This is a genomic window from Dickeya parazeae Ech586, assembly GCF_000025065.1.
In the GTDB taxonomy this organism is placed as follows: Bacteria; Pseudomonadota; Gammaproteobacteria; order Enterobacterales; family Enterobacteriaceae; genus Dickeya; species Dickeya zeae.
Window position 1 is genome coordinate 3,126,720 of sequence record NC_013592.1, and the last position, 18,013, is coordinate 3,144,732.

Annotated in this window: 14 protein-coding genes; 6 read left to right on the forward strand and 8 right to left on the reverse strand. The window is 56.3% G+C overall.

What is annotated here, in order from left to right:
- From accD to tctD, 7 genes are all read right to left on the reverse strand, one after another.
- Nucleotides 1-912 (reverse strand): acetyl-CoA carboxylase, carboxyltransferase subunit beta, encoded by a 912-nt coding sequence (accD, locus tag DD586_RS13675; RefSeq protein WP_012885422.1) that lies wholly within the window; start codon nucleotides 910-912, stop codon nucleotides 1-3.
- A 229-nt stretch (nucleotides 913-1,141) separates the two neighbouring features.
- Nucleotides 1,142-1,807, reverse strand: coding sequence for a DedA family protein (locus DD586_RS13680; RefSeq protein ID WP_012885423.1), 666 nt, complete (start codon nucleotides 1,805-1,807; stop codon nucleotides 1,142-1,144).
- A gap of 30 nt (nucleotides 1,808-1,837) precedes the next feature.
- The gene (gene truA / locus DD586_RS13685; RefSeq protein WP_012885424.1) at nucleotides 1,838-2,716 is read right to left on the reverse strand and encodes a tRNA pseudouridine(38-40) synthase TruA; all 879 of its coding nucleotides are present in this window, start codon (nucleotides 2,714-2,716) and stop codon (nucleotides 1,838-1,840) included.
- On the reverse strand, nucleotides 2,716-3,726 hold the full coding sequence (locus DD586_RS13690) for an aspartate-semialdehyde dehydrogenase (protein ID WP_012885425.1): 1,011 nt from the start codon (nucleotides 3,724-3,726) through the stop codon (nucleotides 2,716-2,718). The genes truA and DD586_RS13690 overlap by 1 nt, the downstream gene beginning before the upstream one ends.
- A gap of 85 nt (nucleotides 3,727-3,811) precedes the next feature.
- A complete protein-coding gene (pdxB, locus tag DD586_RS13695) occupies nucleotides 3,812-4,945 on the reverse strand; it encodes a 4-phosphoerythronate dehydrogenase PdxB (protein ID WP_012885426.1) in 1,134 nt (377 codons plus the stop codon).
- Between the two features lie 134 nt (nucleotides 4,946-5,079).
- Complete coding sequence (locus DD586_RS13700; RefSeq protein ID WP_012885427.1) at nucleotides 5,080-6,471, reverse strand: sensor histidine kinase; 1,392 nt, start codon at nucleotides 6,469-6,471, stop codon at nucleotides 5,080-5,082.
- Entirely contained in the window at nucleotides 6,458-7,132 is a 675-nt protein-coding gene (tctD, locus tag DD586_RS13705; protein WP_012885428.1) for a transcriptional regulator TctD, read from the reverse strand. The genes DD586_RS13700 and tctD overlap by 14 nt, the downstream gene beginning before the upstream one ends.
- Before the next feature lie 196 nt (nucleotides 7,133-7,328).
- Here tctD and DD586_RS13710 point away from each other — a divergent pair, with 196 nt between their 5' ends.
- The 4 genes from DD586_RS13710 to flk all read left to right on the forward strand — a co-directional run bounded on the left by DD586_RS13710 (nucleotide 7,329) and on the right by flk (nucleotide 11,818).
- On the forward strand, nucleotides 7,329-8,312 hold the full coding sequence (locus DD586_RS13710; protein ID WP_041164497.1) for a tripartite tricarboxylate transporter substrate binding protein: 984 nt from the start codon (nucleotides 7,329-7,331) through the stop codon (nucleotides 8,310-8,312).
- Nucleotides 8,313-8,345: 33 nt separating this feature from the next.
- The gene (locus tag DD586_RS13715) at nucleotides 8,346-8,777 is read left to right on the forward strand and encodes a tripartite tricarboxylate transporter TctB family protein (protein WP_012885430.1); all 432 of its coding nucleotides are present in this window, start codon (nucleotides 8,346-8,348) and stop codon (nucleotides 8,775-8,777) included.
- Nucleotides 8,778-8,792: 15 nt separating this feature from the next.
- Complete coding sequence (locus tag DD586_RS13720) at nucleotides 8,793-10,310, forward strand: tripartite tricarboxylate transporter permease (protein WP_012885431.1); 1,518 nt, start codon at nucleotides 8,793-8,795, stop codon at nucleotides 10,308-10,310.
- Between the two features lie 296 nt (nucleotides 10,311-10,606).
- Nucleotides 10,607-11,818, forward strand: a complete 1,212-nt coding sequence (gene flk / locus DD586_RS13725) for a flagella biosynthesis regulator Flk (RefSeq protein WP_012885432.1) — start codon at nucleotides 10,607-10,609, stop codon at nucleotides 11,816-11,818.
- Nucleotides 11,819-11,931: 113 nt separating this feature from the next.
- Here the strand turns inward: flk and fabB are convergent, their stop codons facing one another.
- Nucleotides 11,932-13,152, reverse strand: coding sequence for a beta-ketoacyl-ACP synthase I (gene fabB, locus DD586_RS13730; protein WP_012885433.1), 1,221 nt, complete (start codon nucleotides 13,150-13,152; stop codon nucleotides 11,932-11,934).
- Between the two features lie 158 nt (nucleotides 13,153-13,310).
- Here fabB and mnmC point away from each other — a divergent pair, with 158 nt between their 5' ends.
- Together mnmC and DD586_RS13740 are read left to right on the forward strand one after the other, a co-directional pair.
- On the forward strand, nucleotides 13,311-15,338 hold the full coding sequence (mnmC, locus tag DD586_RS13735; RefSeq protein ID WP_012885434.1) for a bifunctional tRNA (5-methylaminomethyl-2-thiouridine)(34)-methyltransferase MnmD/FAD-dependent 5-carboxymethylaminomethyl-2-thiouridine(34) oxidoreductase MnmC: 2,028 nt from the start codon (nucleotides 13,311-13,313) through the stop codon (nucleotides 15,336-15,338).
- Nucleotides 15,339-16,164: 826 nt separating this feature from the next.
- Nucleotides 16,165-17,832, forward strand: coding sequence for a methyl-accepting chemotaxis protein (locus DD586_RS13740; RefSeq protein ID WP_012885435.1), 1,668 nt, complete (start codon nucleotides 16,165-16,167; stop codon nucleotides 17,830-17,832).
- The last annotated feature ends 181 nt before the right edge of the window (nucleotides 17,833-18,013 follow it).

Below are 18,013 nucleotides of genomic sequence, written 5' to 3' on the forward strand. Positions count from 1 at the left end.
TTAGGCATCACTCTGTGATTCGTGCGAGGCGGACAACCGCACCACAGCGGGTTCCTGCGGTTCCGGACGGTTAGTCAACCGGGACAGGATACTGGCCAGTTTGTGGCGCATATCCGCACGACGAACGATCATGTCGATAGCGCCTTTTTCCAGCAGGAATTCACTACGCTGGAAGCCCGGCGGCAGTTTTTCACGAACGGTCTGCTCAATAACGCGCGGACCGGCAAAACCGATCAACGCTTTCGGCTCGGCGATATTCAGGTCGCCCAGCATCGCCAGACTGGCGGATACGCCGCCCATGGTCGGGTCGGTCAGTACCGAAATATACGGCAAACCGCGCTCGCGCATTTTCGCCAGCGCCGCACTGGTTTTCGCCATCTGCATCAGCGACATCAGCGCTTCCTGCATACGGGCACCACCACTGGCAGAGAAGCAAACCAGCGGGCAGTTATCTTCCAGCGCTTGTTCCACGGCACGAACGAAGCGTGCACCCACGACCGACGCCATGGAACCGCCCATGAAAGAAAACTCGAACGATGCGGCAACCACCGGCATGTCGTACAAGGTCCCTTTCATCACCACCAGCGCGTCTTTTTCATCAGACTGTTTCTGCGCTGAAGCAATACGGTCTTTGTACTTCTTCGAGTCTCTGAACTTCAGGATGTCCTTGGGCTCCAGTTCGCTGCCCAGTTCGACCATACCTTCCTTGTCCAGAAACGCATGGAGACGAGCCCGGGCAGATAACCGCATGTGGTGATCACATTTCGGGCACACTTCCAGATTACGTTCCAGCTCAGCGCGATAAAGCACCTGACCGCAACTGTCACATTTCGTCCAAACCCCCTCAGGAATATTCGCCTTACGGGTAGGTGTGACATTACTTTTATTGAGAATTCGTTCAATCCAGCTCATTGATAACCTTTCTGCTTGAACCTGGCACCAGCCAGTACGCTGCTACACGTTGCCCAATCCCTGGCAACGCCGCCGATAAAGCGATGTCCCATCCCGGCAAGCCGGGGCAAGACATAGGTATTAAGGCTTGTTAATACAAACACAGCCGTAAATGCTGCTCATTAAACCATAACGATCCGGGCGTGTGGATAAAAAACTGGTCAAACCGGATGTTAAAATAATTTTCCACTTATTTCATATTTTGCCGCGTCATGGCGCGCTTATGCCGCCAGAACTCGATCAACCCCGGCAAAATGGAGATGAAGATGATCGCCACGATCAATAACTTCAGGTTCTCCTGCACCACCGGCAAGTCGCCAAACAGGTAACCGGCATAGGTGAATAACAACACCCACAACACGGCCCCGGTCACGTTATACAGCGCGAACTCGCGATAACGCATATGCCCCATCCCGGCGACAAAGGGCGCAAATGTTCTCACAATCGGCACAAATCGCGCCAGAATTATTGTCTTGCCACCGTGACGTTCGTAAAACGCATGGGTGCGATCCAGGTAGCTGCGGCGGAAAATACGCGAGTGAGGATTGCGGAACAATTTCTCACCGAACAATCGACCGATAGTGTAATTCACCGCATCGCCCAGCACTGCTGCGACCAACATCAGCGCTACCATGGTGTGGACATTCAGGTCGTTGGTCGGCAGCGAAGCCAGCGCCCCCGCGACAAACAGCAACGAATCACCCGGCAGGAACGGCGTCACTACCAACCCGGTTTCACAAAACAAAATCAGGAACAAAATGGCGTAAACCCATATGCCATACTGCGCCACCAGCTCAGCCAGGTGCACATCAATGTGCAAGATAAAATCAATCATAAACCGTATAATATCGAGCATAATCGCGTCCTTATTCAGTTCAATACCGACTCAATTCATATCAATGTCGGCTTCGCCGTTTATCGCCGTCACGCCGGTGTCACTTATCTCATCAGGCAAAAAGATCGGCCCCATCGACGCGCATGGAATCCCGAAATGCGGTGGATAGTCCACAGCAACCAGATACAATCCATCCGCCTTTGCCGTCGCGGCAGCCAACGTGCGATCTTTCGCCGCCAGCAGTTCGTCCATCCAGTTTTCTGGCTGGTTGCCGCACCCGATCTCCATCAGGCTGCCAACAATATTACGCACCATATGATGCACAAAGGCGTTGGCTTTGATGTCTACCACCACGTAATCGCCCAGACGCGTTACCCGCAGGTGCATCAGGTTGCGCCAGGGGGTACGTGACTGGCATTGCACCGCCCGAAACGAGGTAAAGTCGTTCTCCCCCAACAGGCACTGACCAGCTCGATGCATGCGATCGGCATCCAGTGGCAGGTAATAATGCGTCACCCCGTGCGACAGGATGGCCGGCCGAAAACGCCGGTTATAAATCACGTAGCGATAACGGCGCGCCGTGGCGCTAAAACGGGCGTGAAACGCCTCATCCACCGTTTTTACCCAACGCACGGCGATATCCGGCGGCAGGTTGGCATTAACCCCCATCGTCCAGGCGGCGTCTTTGCGCACGGCGTTGGTCGTGAAATGCACCACCTGTCCGGTTGCATGCACCCCGGCATCGGTACGACCGGCGCAAAACACATCGATACGCTCGTTCGCCACCTGAGACAATGCAGCCTCCAGGCACCCCTGAACGCTGCCTACCTCTGCCTGACGCTGCCAGCCATAATAGCGACTACCGTCATATTCAATCCCCAAGGCGATTTTCAGCGGCGCCTCATCGTCCGCGTGCTGCAACGCCGTCATTACCCCAGGTACTCCTCAATCAGTCGTTCCGCGGTTTCTATCGCCATCAACGCGCCGCCGAAGCGGATGTTGTCGGCCACCGACCAGAACTGCAACAGCTCAGGCATGCCGTAATCGTTACGCAAACAGCCAATACTCAGTTGTACATTGCCGGAGGCATCTTCCACCTGCGTCGGATAGTCGTCTTCCTCGCTCAACGTGATATCACCGGCCTGCGCCAGCACATCACGCGCTTCGTCGGCAGACAACGGGCGCAACGCTTCCAAATGCACCACCTGCGCATGACCGTAAAACACCGGCGACTGCACGCAACTGACCGATATCGGCAGGCCGTCATCCTGCAATACCTTGCGCACCTGATCGACCAGCCGACGCTCCTCACGGACACTGCCTTCGCCATCGGCCAGCAGCGGCAACACATTGAACGCCAGTTGTTTCGGGAACAAGCTCGTTTCAGCCGGAATACCGTTGAGCAGACGCGCACTTTGGCCCGCCAAATCATCGACTGCCGCTTTACCATACGCCGACACCGATAACAGGTTGCTGACGTGCAGACGCGACAACCCAGCCTGTTCCGTCAGCGGTTTGATCGCGGTCAGTAACTGGCTGGTCAGGCTATCCGCCACCGCCACGATATTGCGATTACGGTAATCCCCCAGCACATGCGGATTCACCCCTGGCACCACCAGCGGGACATCTGGCTCCAGCGCAAACAGGCCGCTACTGTCAATCACCAGACACCCGGCGTCGCCTGCGGCTTGTGCATAGCGAGCACTGGCTTCCACACCGGCGACGAAAAAGGCCAGTTGCGCCTGCGACCAGTCGAAATCGGCCGCGTCTTCTACCCGCAGCGAACGGCCGTTAAAACGCAAACTCTCACCGGCACTGTTTTCACTCGCCAGCGCATAGAGCTCACCCACGGGAAACTCACGCTCCTGCAATAGCTCCAGCAACGCGGTGCCGACAGCGCCGGTCGCTCCCAGCAACGCGATATTCCAGCCATTGGACATGTGGTTGTACTCCCCAAGAATAATGAATAAAACACACCGGACGATGGTGACACCGCCCGGATTAATCTGATTTTGATACAGGAAATTAGCGTTCGTTCACCGACGCGGTGAAACCTAACCGGTTCAGTTGCTCAGCGCTTTCGCGATCAGCGCAGACAACATGCAACGATGACCACTCGCGCCGCTCCTGATAGCACTTACGCAACCGATCGAATTCACCAGGTATCTGTGCGACCTGGCGCAATAAGGCATCATCGCGGCGCACATCATACACCAGATGCACCAGTCGTTTGAGTTGATACTCATCCAGCGGCACCGTCAGGCTCACCTGAGCCAGTTCCGGCGTTGGCAACAACGATGACAAGGCGACCTGTTGCGGTTGACCGATAAAACGGCTCCAGGCTTCGAACACCTGCGTGGTGCCGCGCGCCTTACCTTCCAGCGTATAACCAGCGATGTGAGCAGTACCAATGTCGACCCGCTCAAGCAGTTCGAGAGATAGCTCAGGCTCGGGTTCCCACACATCCAGCACCACGCTAAGGTGTTGGCCACGTTTAAGGGCAGCCAACAAGGCAGCGTTGTCCACCACCGGTCCGCGACAGGCATTAATCAGGATGGTGCCTGCTTTCAGGCGCGCCAGCAGTGCGTCATCCACACAATGCCAGGTAGCATAAGGCCCCGCTTTCAATAGCGGCGTGTGGAACGTCAGCACATCAGCCTGCTCCACCACCTCGTCCAGCGACAAAAACGGTCCTTCATCACCGCGATCCGCCCGCGGCGGGTCACACAGCAGCGTCCGCACGCCCAGCGCCGTCAACCGATCATTGAGGCGAGACCCCACGTTCCCTACCCCGACGATCCCAACGGTACGGTCCGTCAACGCGAAGCCATCGCGTTCTGCCAACATTAACAGCGCGGAAAACACATACTCGACCACCGCAATCGCATTGCAGCCGGGGGCAGCGGAAAATGCTATCCCCTGTTGACGCAGAAACGCTTCATCAACATGGTCAGTGCCCGCTGTCGCCGTTCCGACAAACTTTACCGCTTTGCCGGTCAGCAGCTCGGCATTCACTTTCGTGACCGAACGCACCATCAGGGCATCCGCCCCGTTCAGGGCCTCTGTCGGAATCGGTCGGCCCGGTACCGCCGTTACCTCGCCAAGGCGGCTGAACAGCGTCTGGGCATAAGGCATATTTTCATCAACAAGGATTTTCACGTTGGCTTTCCTGATAGACCGCTGACGACACCCGCGTCGCCGCGACAAAAAGAAGGGCGTTATTCTGCCATAAACCGACTGACGGTAACACAGACGAGCGGGATTGGTTCATGACCGGATATAAGATATCGGCGTCAGGAGGCTGCCTCCCCAAAAGCGATGCGTACCCGCAGTCCGCCCAGTGACGGACAATCCAACAATTGAAGCCGGGCGTGATGCCAGAGCGCGATATCCCTGACCAGCGCCAACCCCAGCCCGGCACCCGGTAAGCCGTGATGGCTATCCAGCCGGTGGAATGGCCTCATCGCCTGCGCGCGTTCCGCCGTCGGAATCCCTGGGCCGCTGTCGTCGATTTCCAGTTGCTGTGCCTGTACCCGAGCCGTCACCACGCCGCCTTGCGGTGTGTATTTCAGCGCATTATCCAGCAAGTTGGCGCACAATTCCGCCAGCAGTAGCGGTTCACCGCGAATCAGGCAATGTTCATCGCCTTCGTATCCCAGATCGATCTGTCGGCTGCGCGCCTGTGGCAGGCGGGAAAAGCAGGCATCCCGCACCAGTTCAGCCAAATCCACGGTTTGCCAGATGTGTTCTTTGCTATCTTGCGCTCTCAGGCGCGACAGTTGCAACAAACGATCGGTCAGTTGGATGGTATCGTCCAGCGTGGCGCGCATGCCGGTCAGGCTGTCACGCCACTGCGCAGGCTGGGGGCTATTGAGCGCCACTCCCACCTGCGTTTTCAGCACCGCCAGCGGTGTTCTGAGCTGATGCGCGGCATCAGCGCCAAAACGCTCCTGCCGTTGAAGTACGCCTCTAAGCCTTGCCATATAGCGGTTGAACGCCACCAGTAATGGCTGCATTTCGGACCAAGGTAATAGCGGGGGCAACGGCGTCAAATCACCGGGTTCACGGCGCGCCATCACACCAGACAACTGGCGCAACGGCCGCAGCAATTTACGAAACAGCAGCAGCACCAGCAACAACGCGAGCAACACCAATGCGCTTTGGCTAATCAAGGCAATCAGCCATTGCTGGTGCGCAAAGGCCTCGCGGGAGCGCAGTGTTTCCGCCACCAGAATCAACACCATCCCCTCCACACCAGACTCATTGACCGGTTGCCATAACGCCACGACCCGGATAGCCCGGCCGTGATAATGCGCATCATAGAAATGCGCCAGCGCCGGATAATGCCGGGACAAGGGAATAGTGCGCGGCAACGGTGGCAGGTCGTCATAGCCAGAGAGCGTATTCCCCTGCGGGGTCAGTATCTGATAATACAGTTGATCGTTCATGTTGCGCTCAAAGCTATCCAGCACCACCCAGGGCACATCCACCGCCAGTTGTCCGTTGCGTACCGTCAATCGCTCAGCCACGGTGCGTGCCGACGCCAACAGCGTGCGATCATAGGCCTGCGTCGCCGCCGCTTTGGCGCTGTGGTAGTGGCTCCACACCGACAACGCCCACAGCAGCGCCATCGGCACACCGAGGTAGAGCATCAGCTGGCCGCGCAGCGAATTAACTTTCAGCATGCTGGCATTCCAGGCTGTATCCCAACCCACGCAGCGTGACAATCATGACATCGCTGCCCGCCAGCTTTTTGCGAATACGGTGCACGTACAGATCGAGGCTATCTGTGCTGGCCTCATCGGCCAGGGTAAACACCTGCTCATACAGATACTGCCGTGAAACCGGTCGCCCCCGGCGTTGCATCAGTGTATGCAGCACCGCCTGCTCACGCGGCGTCAGCGCCAGCGGTTTGTCCTGTAGCAGAAAGTAGCCTTCATCGTGCCAGCTGAGATTGCCCAAGCGCTGCACATCCTGTACCTGCCCCTGGCTACGCCGCAATAATGCGCGCAACCGCGCTTCCAGTTCGGCCAGTTCAAACGGCTTGGTCAGATAATCATCCGCGCCCAGATTCAGCCCTTTAACCCTGTCCGCCACACTGGCGCGGGCCGTCAGCAGCAGCACCGGCAAGTTCTGCCCGCGTTTACGCAACCGCGCCAGTAACGCCAGGCCATCCATGCGCGGCAATGACACATCCAGCACCACCAGCGTGTAGGCTTCCTGCTGCAACAGGTGATCCGCCGCCACACCATCGCCGACCAGATCTACCGCGAATCCCGCCTCGCCCAGGGCTTTTTTCAGCCAGTGCGCCAGCTCAGGATGATCCTCAACCAGTAAAAGTCGCATCGCCGTCAGCCTTTATCCACATTGATTTCTCCTTTCATCACCTGCTGGTGACCATTCTCCCTCAAGACCGGCCGTTTTTTTAAGCGACGGTAATCACATCCTGAACACATTTTCACTAACCGAAAGGTAACTGAAAGATTACATCATTAACAATCCTCCAACAGTCCCGTTCCGGGAATAATAAAAACAGGAAGAAATGACAATGAAAAAATACCTCGCCCTTTCCCTGCTGCTATGCGGTTCGGTTGCCACCGCTGCGACCAACCCGGCAACCGCACCGACACGAACCGAGTGCATCGCCCCCGCCAAGCCAGGCGGCGGATTTGATTTGACCTGTAAATTGCTACAGATATCGCTACAGGAAACTGGCACGCTCACCAGTCCGATGCGCGTCACCTACATGCCGGGCGGTGTCGGCGCGGTGGCGTACAACGCGATTGTGGCGCAACGACCAGACGAACCCGGCACCGTGGTCGCCTTTTCCGGCGGTTCGCTGCTCAATCTGGCGCAGGGTAAATTCGGACGTTACGGCGTCGATGACGTGAAATGGCTGGCGGCGGTCGGCACTGATTACGGCATGATCGCCGTGCGGGCCGATTCCCCTTATCAGACGCTGAAAGACCTGCTCGGTGCTATGCAGAAAAACCCCAGTCAGGTGGTGGTCGGGGCCGGGGCTTCCATCGGCAGCCAGGACTGGATGAAAACCGCGATGCTGGCGCGTCATGCCGGTATCAGCCCGCGTGACATGCGCTACGTGGCGTTTGAAGGCGGCGGTGAACCGCTGACCGCCATGCTGGGTGGACATGTGCAGGCGGTTTCCGGCGATATCAGCGAAATGGTGCCTCACCTGCAAGGCGGCAAAATTCGGGTATTGGCGGTATTTTCCGAGCAACGCCTGCCGGAACCGCTGGCGAGCATCCCCACCGCCAAAGAGCAAGGGGTCGATTTAGTCTGGCCAATCATTCGCGGCTTTTATCTCGGCCCCAAAGTGAGCGAGGCCAGCTACCAGTGGTGGGAACACGCGTTCAGGCACATCGCCACCACCGACGAATTCAAAAAACAACGCGACCTGCGTGGCCTGTTCGAGTTCAACCTGACCGGACAGGCGCTGGATGCCTACATCAAAAAGCAGGTCGCGGATTACCGCGAGCAGGCGAAGCTGTTTGGGCTGGCTAAATAGCTAAATATCCATCGCTAAATAGAGGAGAAACACATGATAAGCGATCGTCTGTTTGCCGGGGTCTGGTTGTTACTGTGCCTGATTGGCCTGGTGATTGGCTGGGAAATCCAGAGCGAATACAGCTACGAACCGGTTGGCCCACGCCCGTTTCCCGTCACGATTCTGGGGTTGATGGCGATGTGTGCCGTTCTGATGCTGCTGCGTAAACCCGATGCCCTCGCCTGGCCTTCCGCCGTGGTTCGTCGGCGCTTGTTGTTGCTGGTCATCATGCTGACACTGTACGCCTGGCTGTTTGAACCCTTGGGCTTTCCGCTGACCACCGCGCTGCTGGGTTGCGGTATCGGTATGTTATTTGGCGCAGTGTGGTGGATGGCGGCGTTATCCGGTGCGGTCATGGGCATCTCGCTGTTTTACGCCTTCGATAAACTGCTCGACGTCACGCTGCCAGCTGGCGCGTGGCTCTAACCGGGAGGCAGGTTCATGGATATCTGGTCTTTTCTGATGCAAGGTTTTGCTGTGGCGATGACGCCGCAAAACCTGATGATTGCGCTGATCGGCTGCTTTATCGGTACCGTTGTCGGGCTGTTGCCCGGTTTGGGCCCGATTAACGGTGTGGCGATTCTGATGCCGCTGGCTTTCGCGTTGAAACTCCCGGCGGAATCGGCGTTGATTCTGCTGGCTACTGTTTACCTCGGTTGTGAATACGGCGGGCGTATATCTTCCATTCTACTTAACGTTCCGGGCGATGCCGGGGCAATCATGACCGCCCTTGACGGCTACCCGATGGCGCAACAAGGGAAAGCAGGCGTAGCGCTGTCGATTTCCGCCGTCAGTTCGTTTGTCGGTTCCAGTATCGCGATCCTCGGTATCATTTTGTTTGCGCCACTATTGGCTAACTGGTCACTGGCATTCGGCCCGGCGGAATACTTCGCGCTGATGGTGTTCGCCATCGCCTGCCTTGGCAGCATGATGAGTCACAACCCGCTGAAATCGTTTCTGGCAGCGCTGATCGGCTTGTCGATGGCGACAGTCGGTGTGGACGCCAATACCGGCGTCTACCGCTTCACCTTCGACAGTGTCCATCTGTCCGACGGGATTCAGTTTGTGGTGGTGGTCATTGGCCTGTTTTCCGTTAGCGAAATCCTGCTGATGCTGGAACAAACCGGTAGCGGACAAAAGCTGACCAGAGCGACCGGGCGCATGCTGTTTAACGCCCGGGAAGGTATGCAGTGCATCGGGGCGACATTACGCTCCTCATTGCTGGGGTTCTTTGTCGGCATCCTGCCGGGCGCGGGTGCCACTATCGCCAGCGCGATGGCCTGGATGACGGAGAAGAAAATCAGCGGCAACAGTGACAGTTTTGGTAAAGGTGACATTCGCGGCGTGGCGGCACCGGAAGCGGCTAACAACGCCTCCGCCTGTGGTTCATTTATCCCGATGCTGACGCTGGGTGTTCCCGGTTCTGGTACCACCGCAGTGATGATGGGCGCACTGACGCTGTACAATATAACGCCGGGGCCTGCCATGTTTACCGAGCAGCCGGATATCGTCTGGGGGCTTATCGCCGCCATGCTGATCGGTAACCTGATGCTGTTATTGCTCAACCTGCCGATGATTGGCCTGTTTACCCGTATGCTGGCGATTCCGATGTGGTTTCTGGTACCGACGATTGCTGCGATTTCCGCGGTTGGCGTCTACGCCGTACACAGCACCACCTTTGACCTGTTGCTGATGGTCGGGCTGGGAGTGTTCGGCTATCTGCTGCGCAAAATGCACTTCCCGATGTCGCCGCTGATCCTCGGCTTTGTGCTGGGTGAGATGCTAGAGCAGAACCTGCGCCGCGCGTTGTCCATCAGCAACGGCGGGTTATCCATCCTGTGGGAAGGACACATCAGCCAGACGTTACTGGGGATGGCGGTGCTGATTCTGGTGGTACCGCCGGTATTGAAACGCTGGCGACATCGCCGTACTCAGCTTCAGTCCGTCCCGCGCACATAACACCGCCGCCCGTCTCATCACGCGCACGCGGGTGCTTTACCCCGCGTGCTGCGTTGCCCGCAAGGAGCGCTGATGTCACGCCCATTCTGCGTTTTCTCGCCTTTTTGCCCTGTTTAACGAAATATTAACCTGTTCATACTCCACGACTATCGGGAATACCGCACCGTTGTTATGATGACAATAGTTATGATCACAATAGCTGTGATGACAATAAACATGCAGATGACACCTATCATGGTGATAACGTCATCGGGCTGAGGCGAAATCCGTCACGCGTCTACGGTAAGGAGAGCAGCATGCAACCGATCAGTAATCCCGGTAATGTTTCCCTGCCGGGAGAAAAAACGCTGGACCCCACGCTGTCAAAAACCGCGACATCCCAGACGGATGATTTACCGCTGACGCTGGCACAACGTACCACGCTGGAAAAGCTGGTAACGCAGATTGCCACCCTGAGCGGAGCCAAACCAGCAGAAGTCTGGGCAACAGTGCGCGCAGAATTGGGTAACAAAAATAATGCCGAACTGCTCGCCAGCCAGTTTCCGGCCGCCGAACAGAGTTTGCAAAACCGGCTAAGCACGGTACAAGGTTCACAGGATACCCGCCAGTTGCTGCAACAATTGACTAGCCTGCTATCTCAGGGGAATAACCGACAGGCGGCCAGCGACTTTATCCGCCAGCAGTTTGGTCACACCGTGTTAAGCTCACTGACGCCTTCACAACTGAAACTGGTGGTGACGCTGCTGCAAAATGGCCAGTTGCCTCAGGCCGCCACACTGTTGTCTACGGACGCTAACGCCACGGTGTCACTTGGTCAAACGGCTAACGGGCAAACACTCCCGTTCGCACAAACGCCTACCGCAACCACGATCCCCTCCCCCTTGCCGCAAACATCCCAGCAACTGGCGGCGATGTTACAAGCTGGCGTGGCACCAGGCGGGTTGGGTGCCAATACCTCAACAGCCGCCTTGCTGGACCGCGCCTTGTTACCCGCAGAACACAACCAGCTCAACCAGTTGGTTGCCAAACTGGTTGCCCTGAGCGGTGAATCGCCCGCTAAAGTCTGGCATACACTGATGGACATGCAGGGGTTAAAAATCGGCGACCCGATACCGGCGAAGAATTTTCACGTGTTAAGTCAGTTCATTAATACACAAAGCACGCTGCTACAGCAGCACACCCCGACCACATTGCAGACGTTACAGGCGGCGCTAAAGCAACCGCTCGACCAACAAGAGCAGCAGCTGTTGCAGGATTTCACCCGTAATACCCTGAACCTCATGCCGCAAATGCCGCTCACCCCCTCGCAGGTTAGCGATGTGGTGGCCTTTCTGTACCGGCGGCGGTTGCAACAGATACAAGACGCCACCACCACACCGATGCAGCCGTTTATCAACCCGCTGATCATGGCGTTACCACAGGAGTGGCGGGCGCTGGTCAATAAACCTATCGGTCTGGCGTTAGTCGCCGTAGTGGTCGTGGCGTTGTTGATGTGGGTATTGCTCTGACGCTTCGCAAATCCAAAGCAAGGCAGGCGTTCGGGATAGGCGGTCAGCCTGCTTCAGGCAAAAAAATACCGGGCAAGCCCGGTATTTTTACGCAATGACAAGGTTCTGTCGGTTTATTGTGCGTATTTACGCATCACCAGCACGGCGTTGGTACCACCGAAGCCGAAGCCGTTGGACATCACTGTCGTCAGCTCGCGCTCAGTCGGCTCGGTCACCACGTTCATGCCCACGGCCTGCTCGTCGAGTGTTTCAACGTTAATGCTTGGCGCGATGAAACCGTGCTCCAGCATCAGCAGTGAATAAATGGCTTCCTGAACACCGGCAGCACCCAGCGAGTGACCGGTCATCGCTTTGGTAGAAGAGATAGGCGGCACGTTGTCGCCGAACACCTGGCGGATAGCCCACAGTTCTTTGACATCACCCACCGGCGTTGAAGTACCGTGGGTATTGATGTAATCCACCGGCGTATCGACATCCTGTAGCGCCAGCTTCATGCAGCGTACCGCGCCTTCGCCTGATGGTGCGACCATGTCAGCGCCGTCGGAGGTGGCACCGTAGCCAACCACTTCAGCGTAGATGTGCGCCCCACGCGCCAGCGCGTGTTCCAGCTCTTCCACCACCACCATACCGCCGCCGCCAGCAATCACGAAACCATCGCGATCAGCGTCATAAGTACGGGAAGCGCGTGTCGGCGTTTCGTTGTACTTCGTGGACAACGCGCCCATGGCGTCAAACTCGCACGCCAGTTCCCAGCACAGCTCTTCGCCACCACCGGCAAATACGATGTCCTGTTTGCCCATCTGAATCTGCTCAACGGCGTTGCCGATACAATGTGCGGAGGTCGCACAAGCAGAACTGATGGAATAGTTCACGCCGTGGATTTTGAACGGCGTTGCCAGACAGGCGGAAACACCGGAGGCCATCGCCTTGGTTACCACATATGGACCCACTGCTTTCAGGCCGCGCGGGCTACGCATAGCGTCAGCGCCAAACACCTGGAAACGCGGAGAGCCACCGCCAGAACCGACGATCAGCCCCACACGCGGGTTGTTCTGATAAGTTTCCTCAGCCAGACCGGAATCCTTGACAGCTTCTTCCATGCACAAATAAGCGTAAATGGAAGCATCGCTCATGAAACGCACGATCTTACGCTCAATCAGGCCTGCTGTATCTAACTTGACATTACCCCAGACGTGACTGCGCATGCCGGAATCTTTCAGCTCTTGAGAGAATGTGATGCCAGAACGGCCTTCACGCAGGGATGCCAGCACTTCTTCTTTGTTATTACCGATACTGGACAGGATCCCCAGACCCGTAATCACCGCACGTTTCATGCAATACCTCTTCCGCTTGTAGAGTTTGGATTTAGCTCCGCACTTTAGCGTACAGTTGTAAGCTGAACAAGTCCGATCAGACTAACTTTTCTCAAATTTGCGACTTAATAAACCACTCGCTAGAATCCCGCCATCGCCTGAATAATGAGTTAGTTGTCGTGACAAGCCCTTCCATCCAGCATGCGGACCTTAACTGGAACGCTCAGGGTACACCTGTATCGCAACAATTTGATGACGTCTATTTTTCCAACCAGGACGGTCTGGCGGAAACCCGCTATGTCTTTTTACAGGGCAATGGGTTTCCACAGCGTTTCCTGGAAAACGCAGGCCAGGTCGTTACCGTGGCGGAAACAGGTTTCGGTACGGGGTTAAATTTCCTGACGTTGTGGCAGGCATTCATGCAATTTTGCCAGCAACAGCCGGAGGCCGTAGTACAACGCCTGCACTTCATCAGCTTCGAGAAATTTCCGCTACGCCAGTCGGACCTTGCCGCCGCGCACGCCAGTTGGCCGGAACTGGCGTCTTTCGCCGAGGAATTACGCCAGCACTGGCCACTGGCGCTGCCCGGCTGCCACCGGCTGATTCTGGCGCAGGGGCGCATCACGCTGGATTTGTGGTTCGGTGATGTCAACACACTACTGCCGACGCTGGACCACAGCCTGACACGCCGTGTCGACGCCTGGTTTTTGGATGGTTTTGCACCGGCCAAAAACCCGGACATGTGGACCGATGCGTTGTTTAGCGCAATGGCGCGTCTGTGCCGAACGGGAGGAACCTTCGCCACCTTCACCGCCGCCGGTTTTGTTCGCCGGGGTCTGCAACAGGCCGGTTTTCAGGTCAGTAAAATAAAAGGATTCGGGCAGAAGCGGGAAATGCTGTGCGGCACCGTGTCACACAGTACTGAACCGTTACACCCTGCGCCCTGGTACGAACGCCCAGCGGCCACCAACCCGCAGGACGTGGCCATTGTCGGCGGTGGCATTGCCGCCGTACTCACCGCGCTCGCCCTGCTGCGACGAGGCGCACGGGTCACACTGTATTGCGCCGACGATCAGGTAGGGCTACGCGCCTCCGGCAATCGCCAGGGAGCACTCTATCCGCTGTTGAACGACAAGCAGGATGCCTTGTCAGGGTTCTTCGCCGCTGCGTTCGGCTTCGCCCGTCGCTGCTATGACAACCTCGCGGCACAAGGCGTGGCGTTTGAACATGACTGGTGTGGCGTCAGCCAACTGGCCTACGATGAAAAAAGCACGCGTAAGATAACACAGATTCTGGCAGGCAACTGGCCCGATACGTTGGTGCGACCGGTCGATGCCCACCATCTGACCGAGCAGGCGGGTGTCGCATTGCACACCCACGGTATCACCTACCCACAAGGCGGCTGGCTATGCCCGTCCGAACTGACGGAGTCCGCCTGCGCGATGGCTTGTCGGCAGGGACTTCAGGTTCATTTATCGACCGGCGTAACGGCACTCACGCCTACTGACAACGGCTGGCAGTTAACGCTGGCAGACGGGCGTCGGGTGCAACATGCCACGGTAGTACTGGCAAACGGTCATCAGATAAACGACTGGGAACAAACGCAGCACCTGCCCGTCTACGCGGTTCGTGGTCAGGTCAGCCACATTCCTGATACCCTGGCGCTGTCTGCGTTGCGTCAGGTGCTGTGTTATGACGGTTACCTGACGCCGGTTAGCCCGCACCACCAGACACACTGTATCGGTGCCAGTTATCACCGTGGTGACACGGATATCGACTACCGCGAAACCGATCAACAGCAGAATCGCCAGCGGCTGATTGACTGCCTGCCTGACTGTGACTGGCCGACGTCGATAGACATCTCCGGGCAACAGGCACGATGTGGCGTGCGCTGCGCCATCCGTGATCATCTGCCACTGCTCGGTCAGGTGCCGGATTATCATCAAACGTTGGCGGACTATCAGAACCTGCCGGGACAGCTTGCTGCTGGCTCTGCGGTGAAAACGGCGCCATCCTGGCCGAATCTCTATCTGATTGGCGCATTAGGGTCGCGCGGCTTATGCTCAGCACCGTTAGCAGCCGAGATCCTGGCCTCGCAACTGTTTGGCGAACCGTTGCCGCTGGCAAGTGATACGCTGGCGGCGCTGCACCCCAATCGTTTCTGGGTGAGAAAATTACTCAAAGGCAGAAGCCCACACACCCGTTAGTACAGAATCAGAGCTATCCCATTCGGGCTATTACACTTACCATCTGGGCCTACTGGGACAGACGCTAAGCGATACCAAGACACGGGCTGTCGTTAGCCGGAAGGAAAACACCGCCCGATTATCTCGCGCAACAGCTCGGATGTGATTACCCATCGATATGTAGCATCATTGATGTATAGCACAATGAGTGTCTGCATTCGGTGGACCTTATTACTCCACCACCACTCATAAGATCTCCTACCATTTGTATTGCATGGCATACGGATGCTCACGGGTGTTTTATTTTTCTTTTCATCCGGTTAGTTAAGCAAACGTTTTCTTCACTGCAGCATGATGATGGAGGTTACGAATGTTTTTGACGATCAATAACACTGTATTAATATAGTAATACTATCAATCATTTCATATTGAATGGTTTTTTCGATCAAAATTATCAAGACACCGGTTTCAATGCCGATAACAGCTAATGAATCGCGTGTTGTCGGCGGCTTATCCGGCGCGGGCACATCACGATTCAGCACGCGCTTTACACCATGAGCTGTATCCCGAAAGTTCGGGTTGTAGGACCCACTCTGGCATTTTCACCGCGGCTCCCACACTAAGCTTTCAGACCGGGGCCCGTGATGATCCTTACAACGTGGTGGCTAGGTAGCCCTTCTGGAAATAACGTCAATCGAACGACGAGAAAAAGCAACGCGGTCTGTCCATAGCAACAATATTGAGCAGCGCGAACCACGACCCCATAGGGCGCAGCCCGTAAAGGGGCAGAATAATAAAGCCAGTACACCTGCAATCTGACGCATCACAGGAATAAAACGGAGAGGTTATGAATATTACGCAACGCCTGTTACTGACGTTTTCACTGTTATCTCTGGCACTTATCGCACTGGTTGTGATTACCCTGTCACTGCTATCCGGCTTTCAATCTCGCGCCGATTATGTACAGGATAATACCGTCGCCAGTATTAAGGACCTGAATAACGCCGTGGATAAAAGCAACGCCCTGGGGCTTTTTTTCTACCGCTACCAAACCACGCCAGACAGCAGTAAATTACCCGAGATAGAACAAAGCATTAATCAAGCTATTGAGGATATCAAGTCACTCAATGACAATTATATGAAGAACGATGTTTCCAACGAGGAAGATAAAAATCTGACCCTTGCGTCAATCGACAATACCAAAAAATTACAATCGGTGTTACCGGCTTTTCTGACTGCCGTAAAATCCAACCAGAAAGAACTTTCACTGAACCTGCTGCAAGGCACAGGGGGAGTGGGTGAAGCCCTGCGCGACATGATCAGCACCTACCGTAAACAGTTCGATTTGAATGTTAAAATCGGCGATGAACTGCGCCAGACTAACACACGCATCTATAACCAGAGCTGGATGAGCTTATTAATTGGTGCAGTGTTGACGATATTGCTGACCAGCTTCCTGGCGATCAAAACGATCTCGAGCATTCGCAGAAGCCTCAGCAATATGAGCCAGGTGATGGAGACCGCCAGTACCACCCTCGATCTGACGCTCAAAGCGGACGACCAGCGCAAAGATGAAATCGGCATCACCGCACGGGCGTTTAATGCGCTGATGCAGCGGGTCGCCAGTACACTGGCTTCCGTCAGTGTTTCTGCGCAATCGGTTGGCAGCGCCGCAACGCAAATCGCAGCGGGTAACGAAGACCTTTCTTCCCGCACGGAGCAGCAGGCCGCTTCACTCGAAGAAACCGCCGCCAGCATGACGGAAATCAGCGAAACCGTGCGTCAGAATGCGGAAAACACGCAACAAGCCAGCATGCTGGCAGGCAATGCCAGCCAGATCTCCGTCAACAGCGCCGACGCGGTCGCGACCATGCTCGATACCATGGATAAGATCCGCACCAGCGGCAGTAAAGTCACCGATATTATCGCCCTGATTGAAGGCATCGCGTTTCAAACCAATATTCTGGCATTGAACGCCGCCGTGGAAGCCGCTCGTGCCGGGGAACAAGGGCGTGGGTTCGCGGTTGTGGCCGGTGAAGTGCGCACGCTGGCGCAGCGCTCCTCTACCGCGGCTCGTGAAATCAAGGACTTGATTGATACCTCCAACGCGCTGATCCTGACCGGTGCCGAGCAGGCAGGCGATGTGGGCAAAAAAATGTCATCCATGAAAGAGGCCATTCAGCAAGTCACCGACCTGATGAGTGAAATCTCCGCTGCCACCGAAGAGCAAAGCAAAGGGATTGACCAGGTGCATCAGGCCGTCAATCAGATGGATGATGTCACGCAACAAAACGCCTCGCTGGTGGAAGAAGCCTCGGCGGCATCGCAATCCTTGCAGGAACAAGCGCTGATCTTAAACCAACTGGTAGGGCAGTTTACCGTTGGTCATCATGCGGCGGCGGCACTGGCAGCCACCGGCACGCCATCAGCACCATCGGCCCCCGCGCCACGCCTTCTGTCACCGACCAAAAAGCGTGTCGCCACCGCCGGGGAAACAAGTTGGGAAAGTTTCTGATAACCGACGCTTTCTGCTATCAACGTTTCGCTTAACGTTTCGATTAAAAATAGGCTTCTACCAGCCTGAAATCCATCGCATCAGAGCCTGCTCTGGTGCGATGTACCGGTATCCACCGCAGATAACCGGTTAAGAACCGCTCCCAACCGGTGTAATCAGTACCACATGTACGCGCCATTCA

What these genes read in the sequence shown, in the direction of transcription:
- accD (WP_012885422.1), bottom strand. Translation starts at nt 912, where the DNA reads ATGAGCTGGATTGAACGAATTCTCAATAAAAGTAATGTCACACCTACC.
- DD586_RS13680 (WP_012885423.1), bottom strand. Translation starts at nt 1,807, where the DNA reads ATGCTCGATATTATACGGTTTATGATTGATTTTATCTTGCACATTGAT.
- truA (WP_012885424.1), bottom strand. Translation starts at nt 2,716, where the DNA reads ATGACGGCGTTGCAGCACGCGGACGATGAGGCGCCGCTGAAAATCGCC.
- DD586_RS13690 (WP_012885425.1), bottom strand. Translation starts at nt 3,726, where the DNA reads ATGTCCAATGGCTGGAATATCGCGTTGCTGGGAGCGACCGGCGCTGTC.
- DD586_RS13700 (WP_012885427.1), bottom strand. Translation starts at nt 6,471, where the DNA reads ATGCTGAAAGTTAATTCGCTGCGCGGCCAGCTGATGCTCTACCTCGGT.
- tctD (WP_012885428.1), bottom strand. Translation starts at nt 7,132, where the DNA reads ATGCGACTTTTACTGGTTGAGGATCATCCTGAGCTGGCGCACTGGCTG.
- DD586_RS13710 (WP_041164497.1), top strand. Translation starts at nt 7,329, where the DNA reads ATGACAATGAAAAAATACCTCGCCCTTTCCCTGCTGCTATGCGGTTCG.
- DD586_RS13715 (WP_012885430.1), top strand. Translation starts at nt 8,346, where the DNA reads ATGATAAGCGATCGTCTGTTTGCCGGGGTCTGGTTGTTACTGTGCCTG.
- DD586_RS13720 (WP_012885431.1), top strand. Translation starts at nt 8,793, where the DNA reads ATGGATATCTGGTCTTTTCTGATGCAAGGTTTTGCTGTGGCGATGACG.
- flk (WP_012885432.1), top strand. Translation starts at nt 10,607, where the DNA reads ATGCAACCGATCAGTAATCCCGGTAATGTTTCCCTGCCGGGAGAAAAA.
- fabB (WP_012885433.1), bottom strand. Translation starts at nt 13,152, where the DNA reads ATGAAACGTGCGGTGATTACGGGTCTGGGGATCCTGTCCAGTATCGGT.
- DD586_RS13740 (WP_012885435.1), top strand. Translation starts at nt 16,165, where the DNA reads ATGAATATTACGCAACGCCTGTTACTGACGTTTTCACTGTTATCTCTG.